This window comes from Mycobacterium sp. NGS22 (assembly GCF_059813095.1).
The window spans coordinates 73,821-90,587 of the sequence record NZ_JCALDY010000008.1; the positions used below are offsets into that span (position 1 = coordinate 73,821).

The following is a 16,767-nucleotide window of genomic DNA, read 5'->3' on the forward strand; positions in this document are numbered from 1 at the left end:
GGCGGCAGAGTTAAATGCCTGCCGCGTCGGCGATTTCGCGTGCCCTGCGTACCCGTGCGTCGATCCAGCTGGTATCGGGAGTGCCAGCCGACGCCTTGTTCAGGGGATGGTCCAGCGCGCGGCGCATCACACCTTCGGCGATGATCGCCAGTTTCCACAGCCCCAGTGCGTGCCAGTACTGCAACGCACTCGAATCACGCCCCGTCGCTTCGAGATACAGCCGGGTCATCTCCGCGCGGTCGGGAAAACCCGGCAGCGTCGACGGCGCGTAGTCGCCCTGCAACGCTTCACCCGGCTCCGCCCAGTAGGTGAGCAGTGAACCCATGTCGGCCAACGGATCTCCCAGGGTGGACAATTCCCAGTCCAGGGTCGCCACGATCTCCCCGGTCTCCGGCGAAGTGATGAGGTTGCGCAGGTGAAAATCGCCGTGGACCAGGCTGATTTCGCGTTGTTCGGGTGCGGCGGCAGTGAGTCGACGGGTGAGGTCGTCGAGTTCCGGCAGATCCCGCGTCTTGGACAACTCCCATTGGCCCGTCCAGCGTTTGATCTGGCGTTGCGCATACGGCTTATGGCTGGCCAGGTCCGCCAATCCCACCTCGGCGAGGTCGACGGCGTGAATCCTGGTCAGCGTGCGCGGCAGGTCCACCGCGATCTGATGACGCTGCTGCGGGGTCAGCGCCTCGGCGACCTTCATCGTGTCGACGACCAACCCGTCGACGAACTCCATCAACACCAGCGGTGCGTCGCAGAACTCGGGATCGGTTGTGGTGGCAAGGATTCGAGGTACCGGCACATCGGTGTCGGCCAGGGCTGCGATGATGCGCGCTTCCCGCAGGACGTCGTGCGCTGACGCCAACAAGTGACCCAGCGGCGGGCGGCGCAGCACCCAGGCGCGCCCGGCGGCGTCCTCGACGCGATACGTCAGATTCGACTGACCCAGGCCGATCCGCTGGAACTGCAGAGGCATCTCGAACTCGATGCCCAGCGTGGTGAGCCAGCGGGCGACGGCGTCGGGGTCGAGTCCGGCGGTTCTTGCTTCGGAGGTCATGACGGTGCCTCTGCGCGGTACTTGCGCAATTCCTGGCTGGCGATGGCGCGCTTGTGCACCTCGTCGGGCCCGTCGGCCAGCCGCAGCGTGCGCAGATGCGCCCACGCCATCGCCAGCGGAAAGTCGTCGGTGACACCGCCGCCGCCGTGCACCTGGATGGCGCGGTCGACGATCTTCAATGCGATGTTGGGCGCGGCTACTTTGATCGCGGCGATCTCGGTGCGGGCCTCTTTGTTTCCCACGGTGTCCATCAGGTAGGCGGCCTTCAGGGTGAGCAATCGGATCATCTCGATGTCGATGCGGGCCTCGGCGATCCAGTCCCGGATGTTGGCATTGTCGCTGATCGGCTTCCCGAAGGTGACGCGGGATTGGGCCCTCCTGCACAACAGCTCCAGCGCGCGTTCGGCCATCCCGATGGCGCGCATGCAGTGATGGATGCGTCCGGGTCCCAGCCGGGCCTGGCTGATCGCAAACCCCTCACCCTCACCCTTGAGGACATCTTTGACGGGCACTCGCACGTCGACGAAGTCGATCTCGGCATGTCCCTCGCGGTCCTGGTAGCCGAAGACCGAGAGATTGCGCCGAACAGTGAGCCCGGGCGCGTCGATCGGCACCACCATCATCGACTGCTGGCGGTGCGGGGCGGCATCCGGATCGGTCTTACCCATCACGATCAGCACCTTGCAGTTGCGGTGCATGCCGTTGGAGGCGAACCACTTTCGACCGTTCAGAAGATAGTCGTCACCGTCTCGGACCATCGACATCTCGACATTGGCCGCATCTGAGCTCGCAACCGCCGGCTCAGTCATCGCGAAGGCCGACCGGATCGTGCCGTCCAACAGCGGCTTGAGGTAGCGCTCCTGGTGCTCTCCGGTGCCGAACAACGTCAGCACCTCCATGTTGCCGGTGTCCGGGGCGCTGCAGTTGCACGCCTCGGATGCCAAATGGCTACGCCCCATGATCTCGGCCAGCGGCGCGTACTCGAGATTGGTCAGTCCCGGGCCCCACTCGGGGTGCGGGTGAAACAGGTTCCACAGACCGCGCTTTCGCGCCTCGGCCTTCAGATCCTCCAGGATGGGCGGGTGGAAGTGCGGATCACCGGCGTCCCGCATCTGCTGGTCGTAAACGGCCTCGGCCGGGTAGACATGCGAATCCATGAACTCGAGCAGATCGGACTGGTATTGCCGGGCGCGATCGGAGATGTCGAACAGGGACATGAGGACCTCGGCCATCTAGGGAGACGGTGTGTTCTTCCCTTCCTACACCGTGCGCCCCTAATGGATGATGACGCCGCGAATGTTCTTGCCGTCGCGCAGATCCTGGTTGACCTGGTTGACCTGCGCGAGGGAGTACCTGGTCGTCACCAGTTCGTCGAGCTTCAGTCACGGATGGTCTTTTCGGTGAGGGTGAGCCTCGCACCGGAGACTATCCTTGATTCGGGCGGCACTCTGTTACCGGATGGATCGGGAGCCAATTTGTCATGACGCAGCCGTTTCCCGGGACTTCTATTGCACGTTTTCTGTCAACAGCATCGCCAGTTCATCGGGGGTTGTTTGCGCTCTCGAGCGCACAGCGGGCGTGGACGTTAGCCGAAGACGTCCTACACGGCGTGCAAAGTGAGGATCGCGAAGTTCTGCTCGGTGCACTCGATACATGCTGGTCTGTGCGCGACACACGGGATGTATCCACTCTGACCGCGTTGCTTCCGCCTCTCATGGCACGCCTCGTAGACGAGGACGACGAGTCCTACGGTTTTTATAACTCTGTCGTGAATGATGCGCTCACTTCAACGATTTACTCTATTCGCGCATGGGAGGACTCGACTGAGTCGCGCTCGAGCGCGCGATATGCGGCAGAAACTTTTTACAATCTGGTGGACATGCTCCTTCATCGCGACGAAGTCCGATATGTCAAAAACCTTGCTGCTGAGCCGATGATGCATGATGCGGCCGAGTGCATCGAACGGGATACGACGAGCGTGGGTAATATCACCGGACCAAAAGACAGTGCTTACTATCGCGACCTATGCATCGCTGATGGCCATCACATTGCGCGACTTGCCAGCGATAACTGAACTCCGCCGCCACTCGCGAGCCATTCCGAGAGTTGGCTGCTGCCTTCGCACCAAGGCATGGGGTGCGATACCAGCGTGAGTCGGACCGCGGGCTACTTCCGACGGCGAGCATTCGCTGGTGCCATTTCATGCTTGCTTGTGAACCGTTGGCGTTCATTGTGAAACTACGGCGTTGAGAGTGAGCTCAGGGCGGGATTTCGGCCAGATCCACACCCAGGCTTCACGCCCGACGCCCAGGCTTCACACCCAACGCCCAGGCTTCACGCCCGACTATCTCGGACCGCGGGCTACTTCCGACGGCGAGCATTCGCTGGTGCCGTTTCATGCTTGCGTGTGAACCGTTGGCGTTCATTGTGAAACTACGGCGTTGAGAGTGAGCTCAGGGCGGGATTTCGGCCAGATCCGCACCCAGGCTTCACGTCCAACGCCCAGGCTTCACGCCCAACGCCCAGGCTTCACACCCAACGCCCAGGCTTCACGCCCGACTATCTCGACCGGCGTGCCGCATACGTCTGGAGATAGGCGGTCAACAAACGACGCACCTCAGCCAGCACCGCTTCGTCACCGGCGGGAGACCCCCGAAAGGCGACGTCGAACAGTCGGTTGCCGGCCTCGAAGGCCAACTGCACGACAAGCTGAGGTGTGTCGGCGCGAACCAACTTCCGGTCGATCAGATAGCTCCAGAACTGCTTGGCCTGGAACTCGTCGAATTGCAGCGCCAGTTCGCTCAGCGTCGGGGTCCGACCGGCGAACCACAGTTGCAGGAAGTCGGGGTGCTCGCGGAAGTAGGCGAGGTAGGGATCGACGACGGCGTCGACGGCGTCGCCCAGGGTGCGCACCTTCGAATTGCCCACCGAGGCGGAGATCTGCGCATCGAGTTCGCGCAGATGACGTTGCACCAGCGCGGCGTCGACCTGATGCCGGTCCGAAAAGTAGTGGTACAGCGAGGCGGTCGGGATGCCGGCACGCTCGCCGATCGCCTTCAGCGTCGCGGCTTCGTAGCCGTGCTCGCCGAGCAGAAACTCGGCCGCATCGAGGATCGCCTGCACGCGTTCGATCCCGCGGCGCTGCACCACGGCCGGGCGGGCGGAATCATCGAACACGAGTCGAGATCGTATCAGCCGCCGATGGCTCGGCTCAATCATGTTGTGCGGTAACCGTGTTCGACAAAGACTCGACTCGTGCATTGACAACCGCTCATCGCAAACCTTAAAGTCGATTACGAATCGAGTTTGAGAAACTAGGAGCATGCCATGCTAGTCACCCAGCAAATGAAGCACGACCTGGCCACCGACGGCGCCATCGTCGTCCGCGGTCTGTTTCCGCCCGAACAACTGCAGCGGGTACGGGAGTGCTTCGATTACGGCATCGCGCACCCGGGACAGGCCAGCAAGGTCTACGAGGGAACCGACGACGAACACTTCAACGAGTACGGCAACCCCGCCAACATCGAGCAGTACCTGGCGCTCATCAAGGAACTCGAACTCGAAGAATTCGTTGCGTCCCTGTGGGATTCGCAGAACGTCTGGTTCCTCGGCGAGGAACTGTTCATCAAGTCCGGCGGCAAGGCCGGCCGCTCACCCTGGCATCAGGACACCGCCTACATGCCGGCCAACGGCCCCCACCTGCTCAACATCTGGATCAGCTTCGAGCGGATCCCGAAGGAGAACTCACTGGAGTTCGTGCGCGGCTCGCACCGCGGCGTCGAATACGACGGTACGTCCTACCTCGATCCGACAGATCCCACCGCGCCGGTCTGGGGTGCGGAGCACTTCCCCCGGCTGCCTGACATCGAGACCGAGCGCAAGCAGGACCCGACGTCCTGGGACGTCATCTCGTGGGACATCGAACCGGGCGATGCGCTGGTGTTCCACTCCGGAAGTCTGCACGGCGGCGCTCCGGTGTCGCCGGCCTGCCCGGTCCGTCACACCCTGGTGCTCAGGTTCTTCGGCGACAAGTTGTTCTACCGGCCGCTGCCGGAGAAGCGGGCCAATTTCGCGGCCGATCCGAGTTCCCTCAACGACCCGTCGCTGGTCGCGGGAGATCCCTACCACCCCAACTACTTTGCCCAACTGCGCTGAGTGAGGACCAAGCCATGAAGCAAATCATTCCGGAGTGGATGAAGCCGCTCTACGACACCCATCATTTCGCGCCCGCGCTGATCGACGGCGAGCACCTGCGGTGCTCGGGAATGATCGGGCTGCGACCGGATCTCAGCGTTCCGGAAGACCCGGCGGCACAGTTCACTCAGGCCTTCGAGAACCTGCGCGGACTTCTCGACGAGGCCGGTCTGACATTCGCCGACGTGACGGAGATCAACTCTTACCATGTCGGATTGCAGACGCACATAACGACTTTCACGACGGTCAAGGACGAGTTCATAGTCGCACCCTATCCGGCGTGGACGGCGGTCGGCGTCACCGAACTCGCCGTTCCCGGCGCGCTGGTGGAGATTCAGTTGACTGCGCGGATAACGCGGTAGCGGGCCGAGTTCCATTGCGCCGCGGTAGCGGAGGGGGCGGCGCACCAGTCCCCAGATCGGCGACGCGGGTCTGGAAGGGCGGCGGTGCGGGACGGCCTCGGGCACCGGCGCGTATTGCGTCATTGAGCGCCTGCTTGAACGACACGCCACGCTCCCGCATCAGTTGCTGCACCACGACGACCGTGTCGTCGTCCAGAGTTACGGTCGTGCGCATTGTGACAACATAGCGTCACCCCCAATGACAGCATGCTGTCATTGAGGGGCGTGGCCGCGAACGTGACGTGGCTGCGATTTTCCGTTCAAAATTTCGCAGTGGCGTCACGCTCGCGGCCAAGCCCGAGGGCGCGGCCAAGCTTGAAGCGCCGCCAAGCCTGAGGGCGCGGCCAAGCCCGAAGACGTGGCCAAGCCGGGAGCCAAGCCAAGCTCGCCAGGGCGCGGCGTTACTCCCGCGCGTCGTCCAGCGCGTCGTTGAGTGTCTTGCTCGGCCGCATCACCGCCGCGGTCTTCTCCGCATCCGGGTAGTAGTAGCCGCCGATGTCGGCTTCGCTGCCCTGCGCCTCGTTGAGCTCGGACACGATCTTTTCTTCGTTCTTGGCGAACACGTCGGCGAGCTTGCCGAAGTGCTCCTTCAGTTCTTCGTCGTCGTCCTGATTGGCTAGTTCCTGCGCCCAGTACAGCGCGAGGTAGAACTGGCTGCCCCGGTTGTCGAGCTCGCCGGTCTTGCGCGACGGACTCTTGTTGTTCTCCAGCAGTTTGCCGATCGCCTGATCCAGAGTCTTGCCCAGGATCTTGGCCCTCGCGTTGTCCGTCTTGATCCCGATGTCCTCGAAGCAGGCGCCCAGCGCGAGGAACTCGCCGAGTGAATCCCAGCGCAGGTGGTTCTCCTCCTTGAGCTGGTGCACGTGCTTGGGCGCCGAACCGCCTGCGCCGGTTTCGTACAGTCCGCCGCCCTTCATCAGCGGCACGATGGACAGCATCTTCGCGCTGGTGCCGAGCTCCAGGATCGGGAACAGGTCGGTCAGGTAGTCGCGCAGGATGTTGCCGGTGGCGGCGATGGTGTCCAGGCCGCGGATCAGGCGCTCGAGGGTGTACCGCATGGAACGCACCTGCGACATGATCTGAATGTCCAGACCTTCGGTGTCGTGATCCTTCAGATAGGTGTTGACCTTATTGATCAGCTCGTTCTCGTGCGGGCGGTACGGGTCGAGCCAGAACAGCACCGGCATGCCCGAGTTGCGTGCCCGGTTGACGGCCAGTTTGACCCAGTCCCGAATCGGTTCGTCCCGCACGATGGGCATCCGCCAGATGTCGCCTTCCTCGACGTTCTGGGTGAGCAGCACTTCACCCGATTCGAGATCGACGATGTCGGCCACCCCGTCCTCGGGGATCTCGAATGTCTTGTCGTGCGAGCCGTATTCCTCGGCGCGCTGGGCCATCAGACCGACGTTGGGCACGGTGCCCATCGTGGTGGGATCGAACTGGCCGTTGGTCTTACAGAAGTTGATGATCTCTTGGTAGATGCGGGAGAACGTGGATTCAGGGTTGACGGCCTTGGTGTCCTTCTGCCGCCCGTCGGCGCCGTACATCTTGCCGCCGGCGCGGATCATCGCGGGCATCGAAGCGTCGACGATCACGTCGCTGGGGGAATGGAAGTTCGAGATCCCCTTGGCCGAATCGACCATCGCCAACTCGGGGCGGTGTTCGTGGCAGGCGTGCAGGTCCCGGATGATCTCGTCGTGCAGGGACGCCGGCAGTGACTCGATCTTGTCGTAGAGGTCGGTCAGCCCGTTGTTGACGTTGACGCCCAGCTCGTCGAACAGCTCTTGGTGCTTGGCGAAGGCGTCCTTGTAGAAGATGCGCACCGCATGCCCGAACACGATCGGGTGGCTGACCTTCATCATCGTCGCCTTGACGTGCAGCGAGAACATCACACCGGTTTTGTGCGCGTCCTCCATCTCCTCTTCGTAGAACTCGATCAGAGCCTTCTTGCTCATGAACATGCTGTCGATGATGTCGCCCTCGAGCAGCTCGACTTTCGGCTTGAGCTCGATGGTCTCCCCGCTCTTGGTATTCAGCACCATCTTCACGTTGCGCGCCCGGTCCAGCGTCATCGACTTCTCGCCGTGATAGAAGTCGCCGTGCTTCATGGTCGCGACGTGGGTGCGGGAGGCCTGTGACCACTCGCCCATGCTGTGCGGGTGCCTGCGCGCGTACTCCTTGACCGCCTTGGGCGCACGCCGATCCGAGTTGCCTTCCCGCAGAACGGGATTGACCGCGCTACCCAGGACGTTGGCGTAACGCTGCCGAATCTCCTTCTCCTCGTCGGTCTTCGGGTTGCCGGGGAAGTCCGGAATGTTGTAGCCCTTGTTCTGCAGTTCTTTGATTGCCGCGACCAGCTGCGGCACCGAGGCACTGATGTTGGGCAACTTGATGATGTTGGTGTCCGGATCCTGGGTGAGTTTGCCCAGCTCTGCCAGGTTGTCGGGCACGCGCTGATCTTCGTCGAGTTCGTCCGGGAACTGGGCGAGGATCCGGGCCGCGACCGAGATGTCACTGGTCTTGATCTTGATGCCGGCCGGCTCGGCGAAGGCCCGCACTATCGGCAGGAAAGCGTAGGTCGCCAGCAAAGGCGCCTCGTCGGTCAGCGTGTAGATGATGGTCGGCTGCTCGGCGCTCATGCGTAGTCTCCCGGCGTCAGTGTCGGTCGGATTGTGGAGGGCTCAGTTCTTCGTCAGCCACACCAGCGACCCTAACGTACGGGGCCGATCGGGGTTCGGGTCAGACGCTGCGACGTCACCTGGCTGACAGTCTCTGAACGGCCAGTTCGCGGAGCTCACCGGCCTTGATCTTGGCGTTCCCGGTGACCGCCACTTCGTCCTCACGGAAGAACAGCACGTGACGCGGCACCTTGTAGCTGGCCAACCGCTGCCGCAGGAACACCAACAGCTCTTCGGTGTCGATGGTCGCTCCGTCGTGCGGGACGACGCAGGAGACGACGAGCTCGCCGAGCTTGTCGTGCGGGACGCCGACCGTCTGCGCAACCCGGACCCCGGAGTGCGCGATGAGCGCCTCGTCCACCTCGCGTGGCGAGACGTTGGCCCCGCCGGTCTTGATGATGTCGGTGAGCCGGCCCTGCCAGAAGAGCCGGCCGTCGTCGTCGAGGTAGCCGCCGTCGCCGGTGGGGAAGAAGCCCTCCGAGTCCAGCGTTTCGGCCAGCGGGATGCCGATATAGCCGAGCATCAGCGTGGGTCCCTTGACGCCGATCTCGCCGGGCTCCCCGCGCGCAACGATCTGCCCGGTGAGCGGGTCGGTGATCTTCAGGGTCACCCCGGACAACGGCACCCCGAAACTGTCCCGATGGACATCGGGCGGGGTGTTGGCCGGGTAACCCGTTGTGATGGTGAATGTTTCGGTGTTGCCGTAGGCGTGGCCCGGCTCGTACCACTCGCCGGAGACCGTTGGATGATGCGCGATCGGGGTCTTGAAGTCCGCGAACCTGACGCAGCTCAGGTCCACCTCGTTCCAGTTCGGTGCGCCCTCCAATTGGGCCCATTGGTGCGGCCAGGCGAACGGGAAGTTCACCCGCTCGGCCTGCATCAACTCGAGCGCTCCGGCGGCGTCGAAGGTGGACTGCAGGACGAGGGATCCGCCGCTGGCCAGTGTCGAGCCGAGCACCATCGCGAAGTTGCCGGACCAGAAGAAGCCGTTGGCGGTCCAGCCCCGGACGCGGTCGTCGGGGGTGAAGCGGTACATGCGGCGGAACCGCCACAGCTGGATCGAGACCCCGCGGTGGGAGCTGAGGATTCCCTTGGGCTTGCTTGTCGAGCCCGACGAGAAGAACAGCACCGCCGCATCGCTGGGCAGCACCGCCGCGGCTGTCGCCTCGACGACTTCGCGGGGCTCGTCGTAGCCGGCGGCCAAGAACTCATCCCATGTCTCGATGCCGGGCGCCGCGTCGCCCACCGCCGCGATGCGGCGCAGGAACGGATACTTCGCCGATTGCAGCGGGCCCGCAACGCCGATCGCCGGCTCCAGCTCGACCAGAGTCGCCGCGAAGTCCTTGGTCAGCACCCGGCGCTCGAGGAGCAGCACCGAAACCGAGGAGGCCCGCAGCAGATAGTCGAGTTCGGCCGGCGTGGAGAAGGTGCTGAGGGTGACCGCCACCCCGCCGGCCAGCGCCGTCCCGAATACCGCGGCAAGCCATTCGGGCCTATTGGTCATCAACACCCCGACCCGGGCGTCCTTACCCAGTCCGCACCCGCGCAGCGCCTGCGCTACCTCGACCGCCCGTTCCCACAATTGCGTATACGTCCACCGGGTGACGTCGTCGCCGGCGTGCCAGACCAGCGCCTCGCGTTCGCCGTAGGCCTGCGTGACCTCGCGCAGAAATCCCGGCAGCGTCAACGTCCCGAGCCCGGGCTCCTCGGACAGCGGCGGCCCGGAGACGAGCGAAAGATTGTGCGCCGCTGGCGGTTCCGTATCGTCAACCATGGCTACAGCGGCAGCTCGACCTCGGCTGTGCAGCCCACCAGCAGCTCGCCGTTCTGATTGGTCAGACGCAGCTTGACCTGCACCAGGGGAACACCCCAGGTCGATTCCGCCTTCTTGTCGACGACCTCGGCGTCGAAGTAGGTCACGTCGCCCTCGAAGGCGGGGGTTCGGAAGTCGGCCTTGGAGTGGCGCACCATGCCCTCGTGGCCGGCCCAGTACGCCAAATAGTCGGTGCACCAGGCGCCCATCGTCGCGCCGTAACCGTAGGCGCGCGCCATGCCGACCTCGCTGGCCCGGTCGGCGTCGATATGCCCGCGCGACGGGCCGACGTACAGGCCGTCGCGCTTGCGGGGATCGATCATCGCGTCTTCCTCGTCGAAGGCGAAATCCTTGCCCCAGCCGGGATCCTGGTAGACCCACGGATCGTCCATACCGGGCGGCGCGACCCAGTGGAACGTCCCCCAGATGTTGAACAGAAACGCCCGGTATTCGGTGGTGAAGCTGGCGATGCTGTGCGGGCCGATCACCCGGCGCGGCAACGTATCACCGATCTTCACTTCGTCGAAGCGCGGCGAAACACCCGTCCGGTTGGACTCCAGCCAATCCCGGCGCAGCCGCTCGATCTCCTCCAGTTCGAGTTGGGTCCAGCGCTTGATCTCACCGAGCTGGCTTTCGAACATTCCCCGTTTGGTCGCTTCCTCGTAGAGGTAGCGGATCGCGGTGGAACGCTCCCGGGCGACCAGGGTGCCGTGCTGGTTGGTGTGGGTGGTGTCGCCGCGGGAAAACATCGTCGGGCCCGCGAATTTCGTCTCGGTCACCTTGTAGTCGTGAAACCGCCGCTCTTGGAACAGCTTGTCCCCGGGTCGCACCGGACAACCGTAGAACCACCATTCCTCACCACCGAAGATCAAGTGGCTGTTGGGAATATGGCCCACGCAGGCCGGCGCGGCGCCGTGCCCGTAGTCCAGGGCGACCGCGATGGACTGGGGCGCGACGATGCCGCCGAACTTCGAGTCACGGGCGAAGCGCTCGTCCCAGTGCAGCGGGTTCGGGTAGTCCATCGCCATCACCCAGCGGCGGATGTCGGAGGAACTACACGGGTCCCACAATTGGCCGCCGCCCACGGGTTTGCCGACCCGGTGCTCGACGTCGGACAGATCGAGTTGCGGACTGTGCTCGGGCATCTCAGCGCTCCCTCAGCGGTTGACGTCGACGACGATGCGCCCGCGCACCTTGCCGTCCATCAGTTCTCGTGCCGAGTCGATTGCCTCGCCCAGGCCGATCTCCCGGGCGATCGAATCCAGCGCCTGCGGGTCCAGGTCGCGTGCCAGTCGTTCCCAGGCTGTCAGGCGGCGCTCCTTGGGTGCCATCACGCTGTCGATGCCCAGCAGCGAAACACCCCGCAGGATGAACGGGGCAACTGTCGCCGGAAAGTCCATGCCCTGCGCCAGTCCGCAGGCGGCTACCGCCCCGCCGTAGCGGGTCTGCGCGCAGGCGTTGACCAAGGTATGGCTGCCGACGGTGTCGACGACACCCGCCCACCGTTCCTTCTGCAACGGTTTGCCCTTCTCGCTCAACTCGGCGCGGTCCAGGATCGCGACGGCACCGAGTTGCTTCAGGAACTGCTCTTCGGACGATTTCCCGGTGGAGGCGACCGGTTTGAATCCGGCTGCGGCCAACAGCGCGACGGCGACGGTCCCGACGCCGCCGGTGGCGCCGGTGACCAGGATCTCACCTGCATCGGGTGAAACCCCTTGCTGGATCAGAGCTTCCACGCACAGGCTGGCGGTGTATCCGGCGGTGCCGATCGCCATCGCCTGGCGGGTGGTGAACTGCGACGGCAGCGGCACCAGCCAGTTACCGTCGAGCCGCGCACGCTGAGCCAGTCCGCCCCAATGGGTTTCGCCGACGCCCCACCCGTTCAGTACGACACGGTCACCCTGCTTCCAGTCGCTGTGGTCGCTGTCGGTCACCGTTCCGGCCAGGTCGATACCGGCGACCATCGGAAACTTGCGTACCACCGGAGATTTGCCGGTGATGGCCAGCCCGTCCTTGTAGTTCAGCGTGGAGTACTCGACCTCAATGCTGACATCACCGTCGGGCAGCTGCGCCTCGTCCACCTCGGTGACGCCGACCGTCTGGCCGTCCCCGCCCTTTTCGATCAGAACTGCGGAAAACATCTGTGTCTCACTCCTTTTCGTCGGGTGCGTAGCCCAAGGCGCTTTTGACCTCCAGGTATTCGTGGAACCCGGCGTCGCTCCACTCGCGGCCGTTGCCGCTGTGCTTGTAACCGCCGAACGGTGCGTTCATGTCGAAAGCGTGATTGATCGTCACCCAACCGGCGCGGATCTTGCGGGCCACCTCCCGCGCCTTGCCCAGGTCGGCACCCGACACGTATCCGGCCAGACCGTAATCGGTGTCGTTGGCGATCGCGACGGCCTCGTCCAGGTCGTCATAGCCGAGGATGCACAGCACCGGACCGAAGATCTCTTGGCGCGCGATGGTCATGTCGTTGGTGACGTTCGCGAAGACGGTCGGCTTGACGTAGTAGCCGTTGTCCAACGAGTCCGGCCGGCCCGCGCCACCGGCGACCACGGTCGCGCCCTCCTCGATGCCTTTCTGGATCAGGCCCTGGACTTTCTCGAACTGCATCTTGGACGCCACCGGTCCGATTGCGGTCTTGTCCGCGGGATCACCGACCTTGACCTGCTCGGCCGCCTCCCGCGCGATGTCGATCGCTTCGGCCATCCGCGAATTCGGCACCAGCATCCGCGACGGTGCGTTACAGCTCTGCCCCGAGTTGGGCATCATGTTGCGCACCCCGGCGCGCACACTGTCCTGAAAAGCCGCGTCGTCGAGGACGATGTTGGGGCTCTTGCCGCCGAGTTCCTGCGTCACCCGCTTCACTGTCGGCGCGGCGTTGCGCGCCACTTCGACTCCGGCCCGGGTGGATCCGGTGAACGACACCATGTCGATGTCGGGATGGCTGGAAAGAGCCATGCCGACGCCCGGACCGTCTCCGTTGACCAGGTTGAACACCCCGGCCGGCACTCCCGCCGACGCGAGCACCTCGGTGAAGATGTGGGCCGAGTACGGCGCCACCTCCGACGGTTTGAGGATCATGGTGCAACCCGTCGCCAATGCCGGGTAGACCTTGACCGCGATCTGGTTGAGCGGCCAGTTCCACGGGGTGATAAGCCCGCAGACGCCGATCGGCTCCTTGAGGATCAGCGTCGCGTCACGCTGTTGTTCGAAGGAGAAATTCTTCAGCACGTCGATCGCCGTCATCAGGTGACCGATACCCAGCTGGACCTGCGGGCCGGCAGCCAGCGACGGCGGTGCGCCCATCTCCTCGGTGACCGCATCGGCGAGATCCGTTGCCCGCTTCTGGTATTCGGCGAGAATGGCCTGCAGCAGGTCCAAACGCTCTTCGCGGCTGCTCTGCGACCAGGAGGCGAAGGCGCGCCGGGCCGCGTTGACCGCCACGTCGACGTCGGCGGCCGAACCGAGTGAGATCTTTCCCGAGACCTGTTCGGTGGCCGGGTTTTCGACGTCGAAAGTGTTGGGCCGCAACGGGTCGACCCATTGGCCGTCGATGTAGAACTTCAGGTATTCACGCATGGGATCAGCCTTCCTGCTCGCGCATCACTGGGTGCCTTCGGCGTACCACGTTCTGAATTCGTCGTACTTGGGCATCTCTTCGGAGTTTGCCTTCGGGTCGATGCAAACATGAACCACGGCTGTCTTGCCGCTGGCGTAGGCCCGCGCGATGACGGGGCCGATCTCGTCCTCCTTCTCGACATACTCACCGTGGCAACCGAATCCCTCGGCGATCTTGTCGAATCGCACGTCCTTACTCCAGTGCACCCCGGGTTGCGCCGACGGCTGGGCGAACGTGCGCTTGTAGACGCCTACCTCCAGCCCCCACTGGTGGTCGACGCCGACCACGCACACCAGCGGAAGATTGTGCCGCGCAGCGGTTTCCAATTCGGCGATATGGAACAGGAACGCGGAGTCACTGGTCAGCAGCATGACCGGGCGCTTGCCGCCGTCGGCGACCGACGCGCCCACCGCGTACGGCAGACCGGTGCCGAGATGGCCGAAGTTCTGATTCCAGATCACGTCGTGCGGCTTGGCTTGCGAGTAGGTCCATTGGAAGATCACAGTCGCCCCGCCGTCGCGCACCAGGATGCCGTCTTCGGGGAAGGCTCGGGTCGCCTCGACGACGAAGCGGGCCGGATGCACCGGGGTTCGCCCGCTGGGCGCATTCTCCGCGAGTTGGGCGAGTTCTTCGGCGTCCTCCCGAATCCAGCGATCGAGGTCAGCGGAGGGCTGGCGCGGATTGTCGCGCAGCGCGTCGACGAGCTGGGGGACGACGCCGCGCAGGTCCCCGACCAACGGCACGTCGATTGGACGGTTCACACCGATCGCAACCGGATCCTGCTCGACCAGAATCCATTTGCGTTCGGCGTTGTTCTTCGCCCAGTGCCGCGTCCTGCCGTAATGGCTCGGCTCGCCGAGTTCGGTGCCGAGCGCCAGGCACAGGTCGGATTGCACCACTGCCTCGACAGCGGCCGGTGAGAAGCCGTAGGCGAAGGTGCGGTCCTCCAGCCCGGCGATGAACGATGTGCCGCCGGAAGTCTGAATCACCGGGCAGGCCATCAGGTCCGCGAGTTCCTTGACCGCCGCCCCGGTGCGGGAGGTGTGCACGCCGTGTCCCACCAGCAGGATCGGGCTCTTGGCCGCCCGGATCAACCGGACGGCTTCGTCGACCTCACCCGCTCCGGCGCCCTGGTTGACGAGGCGATACCTGTTGGGCGGCAACGGGTCGGCGACGTCGAGCTCTTCGAGGATCACGTGCGACGGGAACTCGATGTAGGACGGTCCCGGGGTACCGGACATCGATCGGCGGATCGCTTCGTGGACGATCTCGTCGGTCTGGTCGGCGTACTCGATCGAGCTGCTGTATTTGACCGACGGGGTGAACAGACCTTCCTGTTGCACGAATTGGATTCGGCCGCGGCGCACCCGCCGTTCGGTGATGCGGGCTCGCTGACCCCCGAGGAAGATCACCGGCGAGTTCTCCACCAAGGCGCACATCATCGCGCCGGCGATGTTGGCGACACCGGGGCCCAGGGTGCCGATGCACAGGCCGGGCTGGCCGGTCATCCGCGACACCGCCTCGGCCATGAACCCGGCGCTCAACTCGTGGTGCGGTGCCACCACCGACCAGCCACGCGCGTCCGCCTCGTGGAACATGTGCACGAAGTTCGGGTCGGGGATGCCGAAAATCGTGCGCACACCTTCGGCTTCGAACAGATCCAGGATCCGTTTGTACACGGGCACGGTCATGGTCAGACTTCCTTTCCTTCGCGGGCCGGGGGTACCGCCCGCTTGCGGGGGAGTGTGAACTCCCCATCGGGCAGGCCATTGGGGGAGTTGTTGCGTTTGCGCGCGCCGATTTCAGCGAGCACTTCCTCGGTGTGGGCGCCCAGTTCTGGTGCCGGGCCTGCAACGCGGCCGGGCGTCTGGGAGAACCAGGTGGGCACGCCGGGGAAACGCACCGGTCCGTGCGGGGTGTCGACGGTCTCGAACATGCCGACGGCGTTGAGGTGCGGGTCGTCGAACAACGCGCCGGGTTCGTTCAGCGGGGCGGCGGGGATCTCGAGTTCGTCGAACAGCCTCAGCCACTCACCGGTGGTGCGTTCCTTCATGGTCTCGGCCACCAATCCGTAGATGGTGTCGATCTGACGCGCGCGCTGCTCCAGCGTCGAGTACGACTCGTCGGCCCACGGGGGCCGTACCGAGTTCATGAACGCGTTCCAGTGCTTGTCGTTGTAGATCAGCGCGGCGACGAAGCCGTCGCTGGTGCGGTACGGACGACGGTTGGGTGCCACGGTGCGTGGATATACCGCCGGTCCCAGGGGCGGATCGAACAGCGCACCGTTGGCGTGTTCGACGAGCATGAACGACGCCATGGCTTCGAACATGGCGACTTCGACTTCCTGACCCGTCCCGGTGCGCTCCCGGTGGAACAAAGCCATGGTGGTCGCGTACAGCGCCGTCAACCCGGCGATCTTGTCGGCCATGATGGTCCCGACGTAGTCGGCCTCGCCGGTGAGTTGCTGCTGGACAGCCGGCAGGCCGCATTCGGCTTGGATGGTGTCGTCGTAGGCCGGCCGGTCACGGGCGGGTCCGCGACGGCCGTACCCGTAACAGTTGGTGTAGACGATCGCCGGGTTGATGGCGGCGACGTCGTCGTAGCCGAATCCGAGCTTGGCAATGGCTTTGGCGCGCATCGAGTGGATGAAGACGTCCGCGGTCTCGATCAGCATCCGCAGTTCCCGCGCCCCGGCGTCGGTCCGCAGGTCCAGCACGACACTGCGCTTGCCGCGGTTGACGTTCACGAACACCCCGCTCATGCCCGGTGCGGGGCCCACCGAGATATAGCGGGTGTTGTCGCCTTGTGGCGGTTCAACTTTGACGACGTCCGCACCCATGTCGGCCATGATCTGCGTGCAGTACGGCCCCATCACCATCGCGGTGAGGTCGATGACGCGGATGCCGGCCAGTGGACCGCTAGGTCGATTGGCGGCGACCCGCGGCGCCCGGCTATCGCCGCGCTTGCGATCACCGCTAGGTCCATTGGCGGCGACCCGCGGCGCCCGGCTA

At 64.5% G+C, this 16,767-nt stretch carries 14 protein-coding genes and 1 pseudogene; 3 read left to right on the top strand and 12 right to left on the bottom strand.

Going from position 1 to position 16,767, the window contains the following annotated elements; all coding sequences use genetic code 11:
- Positions 1-10: 10 nt before the first annotated feature.
- The 3 genes and pseudogenes from AC5Y47_RS09815 to AC5Y47_RS09825 all read right to left on the bottom strand — a co-directional run.
- Positions 11-1,048, bottom strand: a complete 1,038-nt coding sequence (locus AC5Y47_RS09815; protein ID WP_499943760.1) for a phosphotransferase family protein — start codon at positions 1,046-1,048, stop codon at positions 11-13.
- On the bottom strand, positions 1,045-2,265 hold the full coding sequence (locus tag AC5Y47_RS09820; RefSeq protein WP_499943912.1) for an acyl-CoA dehydrogenase family protein: 1,221 nt from the start codon (positions 2,263-2,265) through the stop codon (positions 1,045-1,047). The genes AC5Y47_RS09815 and AC5Y47_RS09820 overlap by 4 nt, the downstream gene beginning before the upstream one ends.
- A gap of 57 nt (positions 2,266-2,322) precedes the next feature.
- Positions 2,323-2,430, bottom strand: a pseudogene (locus AC5Y47_RS09825) (hypothetical protein); the annotation flags it as partial.
- Positions 2,431-2,528: 98 nt separating this feature from the next.
- Between AC5Y47_RS09825 and AC5Y47_RS09830 the strand changes: the two are divergent.
- Positions 2,529-3,122, top strand: coding sequence for a hypothetical protein (locus tag AC5Y47_RS09830; RefSeq protein WP_499943761.1), 594 nt, complete (start codon positions 2,529-2,531; stop codon positions 3,120-3,122).
- A 485-nt stretch (positions 3,123-3,607) separates the two neighbouring features.
- Here the strand turns inward: AC5Y47_RS09830 and AC5Y47_RS09835 are convergent, their stop codons facing one another.
- Positions 3,608-4,225: a TetR/AcrR family transcriptional regulator gene (locus AC5Y47_RS09835; protein ID WP_499943762.1), complete on the bottom strand. Its 618-nt coding sequence runs from the start codon at positions 4,223-4,225 to the stop codon at positions 3,608-3,610.
- A 150-nt stretch (positions 4,226-4,375) separates the two neighbouring features.
- Here AC5Y47_RS09835 and AC5Y47_RS09840 point away from each other — a divergent pair, with 150 nt between their 5' ends.
- Both AC5Y47_RS09840 and AC5Y47_RS09845 read left to right on the top strand, forming a co-directional pair.
- Positions 4,376-5,203, top strand: a complete 828-nt coding sequence (locus AC5Y47_RS09840; RefSeq protein ID WP_499943763.1) for a phytanoyl-CoA dioxygenase family protein — start codon at positions 4,376-4,378, stop codon at positions 5,201-5,203.
- A 14-nt stretch (positions 5,204-5,217) separates the two neighbouring features.
- Positions 5,218-5,604 (top strand): RidA family protein, encoded by a 387-nt coding sequence (locus tag AC5Y47_RS09845; RefSeq protein ID WP_499943764.1) that lies wholly within the window; start codon positions 5,218-5,220, stop codon positions 5,602-5,604.
- Here AC5Y47_RS09845 and AC5Y47_RS09850 read toward each other — a convergent pair.
- The 8 genes from AC5Y47_RS09850 to AC5Y47_RS09885 all read right to left on the bottom strand — a co-directional run bounded on the left by AC5Y47_RS09850 (position 5,540) and on the right by AC5Y47_RS09885 (position 16,667).
- Positions 5,540-5,818, bottom strand: coding sequence for a ribbon-helix-helix domain-containing protein (locus AC5Y47_RS09850; RefSeq protein WP_499943765.1), 279 nt, complete (start codon positions 5,816-5,818; stop codon positions 5,540-5,542). The genes AC5Y47_RS09845 and AC5Y47_RS09850 overlap by 65 nt on opposite strands.
- A gap of 226 nt (positions 5,819-6,044) precedes the next feature.
- Positions 6,045-8,282, bottom strand: coding sequence for an NADP-dependent isocitrate dehydrogenase (locus AC5Y47_RS09855; RefSeq protein WP_499943766.1), 2,238 nt, complete (start codon positions 8,280-8,282; stop codon positions 6,045-6,047).
- 115 nt (positions 8,283-8,397) lie between these two features.
- The gene (locus tag AC5Y47_RS09860) at positions 8,398-10,095 is read right to left on the bottom strand and encodes a class I adenylate-forming enzyme family protein (RefSeq protein WP_499943767.1); all 1,698 of its coding nucleotides are present in this window, start codon (positions 10,093-10,095) and stop codon (positions 8,398-8,400) included.
- Between the two features lie 2 nt (positions 10,096-10,097).
- Complete coding sequence (locus AC5Y47_RS09865) at positions 10,098-11,279, bottom strand: MaoC family dehydratase (RefSeq protein ID WP_499943768.1); 1,182 nt, start codon at positions 11,277-11,279, stop codon at positions 10,098-10,100.
- A gap of 12 nt (positions 11,280-11,291) precedes the next feature.
- On the bottom strand, positions 11,292-12,275 hold the full coding sequence (gene acuI, locus AC5Y47_RS09870; RefSeq protein ID WP_499943769.1) for an acrylyl-CoA reductase (NADPH): 984 nt from the start codon (positions 12,273-12,275) through the stop codon (positions 11,292-11,294).
- Between the two features lie 7 nt (positions 12,276-12,282).
- On the bottom strand, positions 12,283-13,716 hold the full coding sequence (locus tag AC5Y47_RS09875) for an aldehyde dehydrogenase family protein (protein WP_499943770.1): 1,434 nt from the start codon (positions 13,714-13,716) through the stop codon (positions 12,283-12,285).
- Positions 13,717-13,740: 24 nt separating this feature from the next.
- Complete coding sequence (locus tag AC5Y47_RS09880; RefSeq protein ID WP_499943771.1) at positions 13,741-15,447, bottom strand: thiamine pyrophosphate-binding protein; 1,707 nt, start codon at positions 15,445-15,447, stop codon at positions 13,741-13,743.
- A gap of 2 nt (positions 15,448-15,449) precedes the next feature.
- Positions 15,450-16,667: a CaiB/BaiF CoA transferase family protein gene (locus AC5Y47_RS09885; protein WP_499943913.1), complete on the bottom strand. Its 1,218-nt coding sequence runs from the start codon at positions 16,665-16,667 to the stop codon at positions 15,450-15,452.
- Between the last annotated feature and the right edge of the window lie 100 nt (positions 16,668-16,767).

Bases quoted from the DNA above. Each gene is read 5' to 3' on its own strand.
- AC5Y47_RS09815 (WP_499943760.1), bottom strand. From the start codon at position 1,048: ATGACCTCCGAAGCAAGAACCGCCGGACTCGACCCCGACGCCGTCGCC.
- AC5Y47_RS09820 (WP_499943912.1), bottom strand. From the start codon at position 2,265: ATGTCCCTGTTCGACATCTCCGATCGCGCCCGGCAATACCAGTCCGAT.
- AC5Y47_RS09830 (WP_499943761.1), top strand. From the start codon at position 2,529: ATGACGCAGCCGTTTCCCGGGACTTCTATTGCACGTTTTCTGTCAACA.
- AC5Y47_RS09840 (WP_499943763.1), top strand. From the start codon at position 4,376: ATGCTAGTCACCCAGCAAATGAAGCACGACCTGGCCACCGACGGCGCC.
- AC5Y47_RS09845 (WP_499943764.1), top strand. From the start codon at position 5,218: ATGAAGCAAATCATTCCGGAGTGGATGAAGCCGCTCTACGACACCCAT.
- AC5Y47_RS09850 (WP_499943765.1), bottom strand. From the start codon at position 5,818: ATGCGCACGACCGTAACTCTGGACGACGACACGGTCGTCGTGGTGCAG.
- AC5Y47_RS09855 (WP_499943766.1), bottom strand. From the start codon at position 8,282: ATGAGCGCCGAGCAGCCGACCATCATCTACACGCTGACCGACGAGGCG.
- AC5Y47_RS09860 (WP_499943767.1), bottom strand. From the start codon at position 10,095: ATGGTTGACGATACGGAACCGCCAGCGGCGCACAATCTTTCGCTCGTC.
- AC5Y47_RS09865 (WP_499943768.1), bottom strand. From the start codon at position 11,279: ATGCCCGAGCACAGTCCGCAACTCGATCTGTCCGACGTCGAGCACCGG.
- acuI (WP_499943769.1), bottom strand. From the start codon at position 12,275: ATGTTTTCCGCAGTTCTGATCGAAAAGGGCGGGGACGGCCAGACGGTC.
- AC5Y47_RS09875 (WP_499943770.1), bottom strand. From the start codon at position 13,716: ATGCGTGAATACCTGAAGTTCTACATCGACGGCCAATGGGTCGACCCG.
- AC5Y47_RS09880 (WP_499943771.1), bottom strand. From the start codon at position 15,447: ATGACCGTGCCCGTGTACAAACGGATCCTGGATCTGTTCGAAGCCGAA.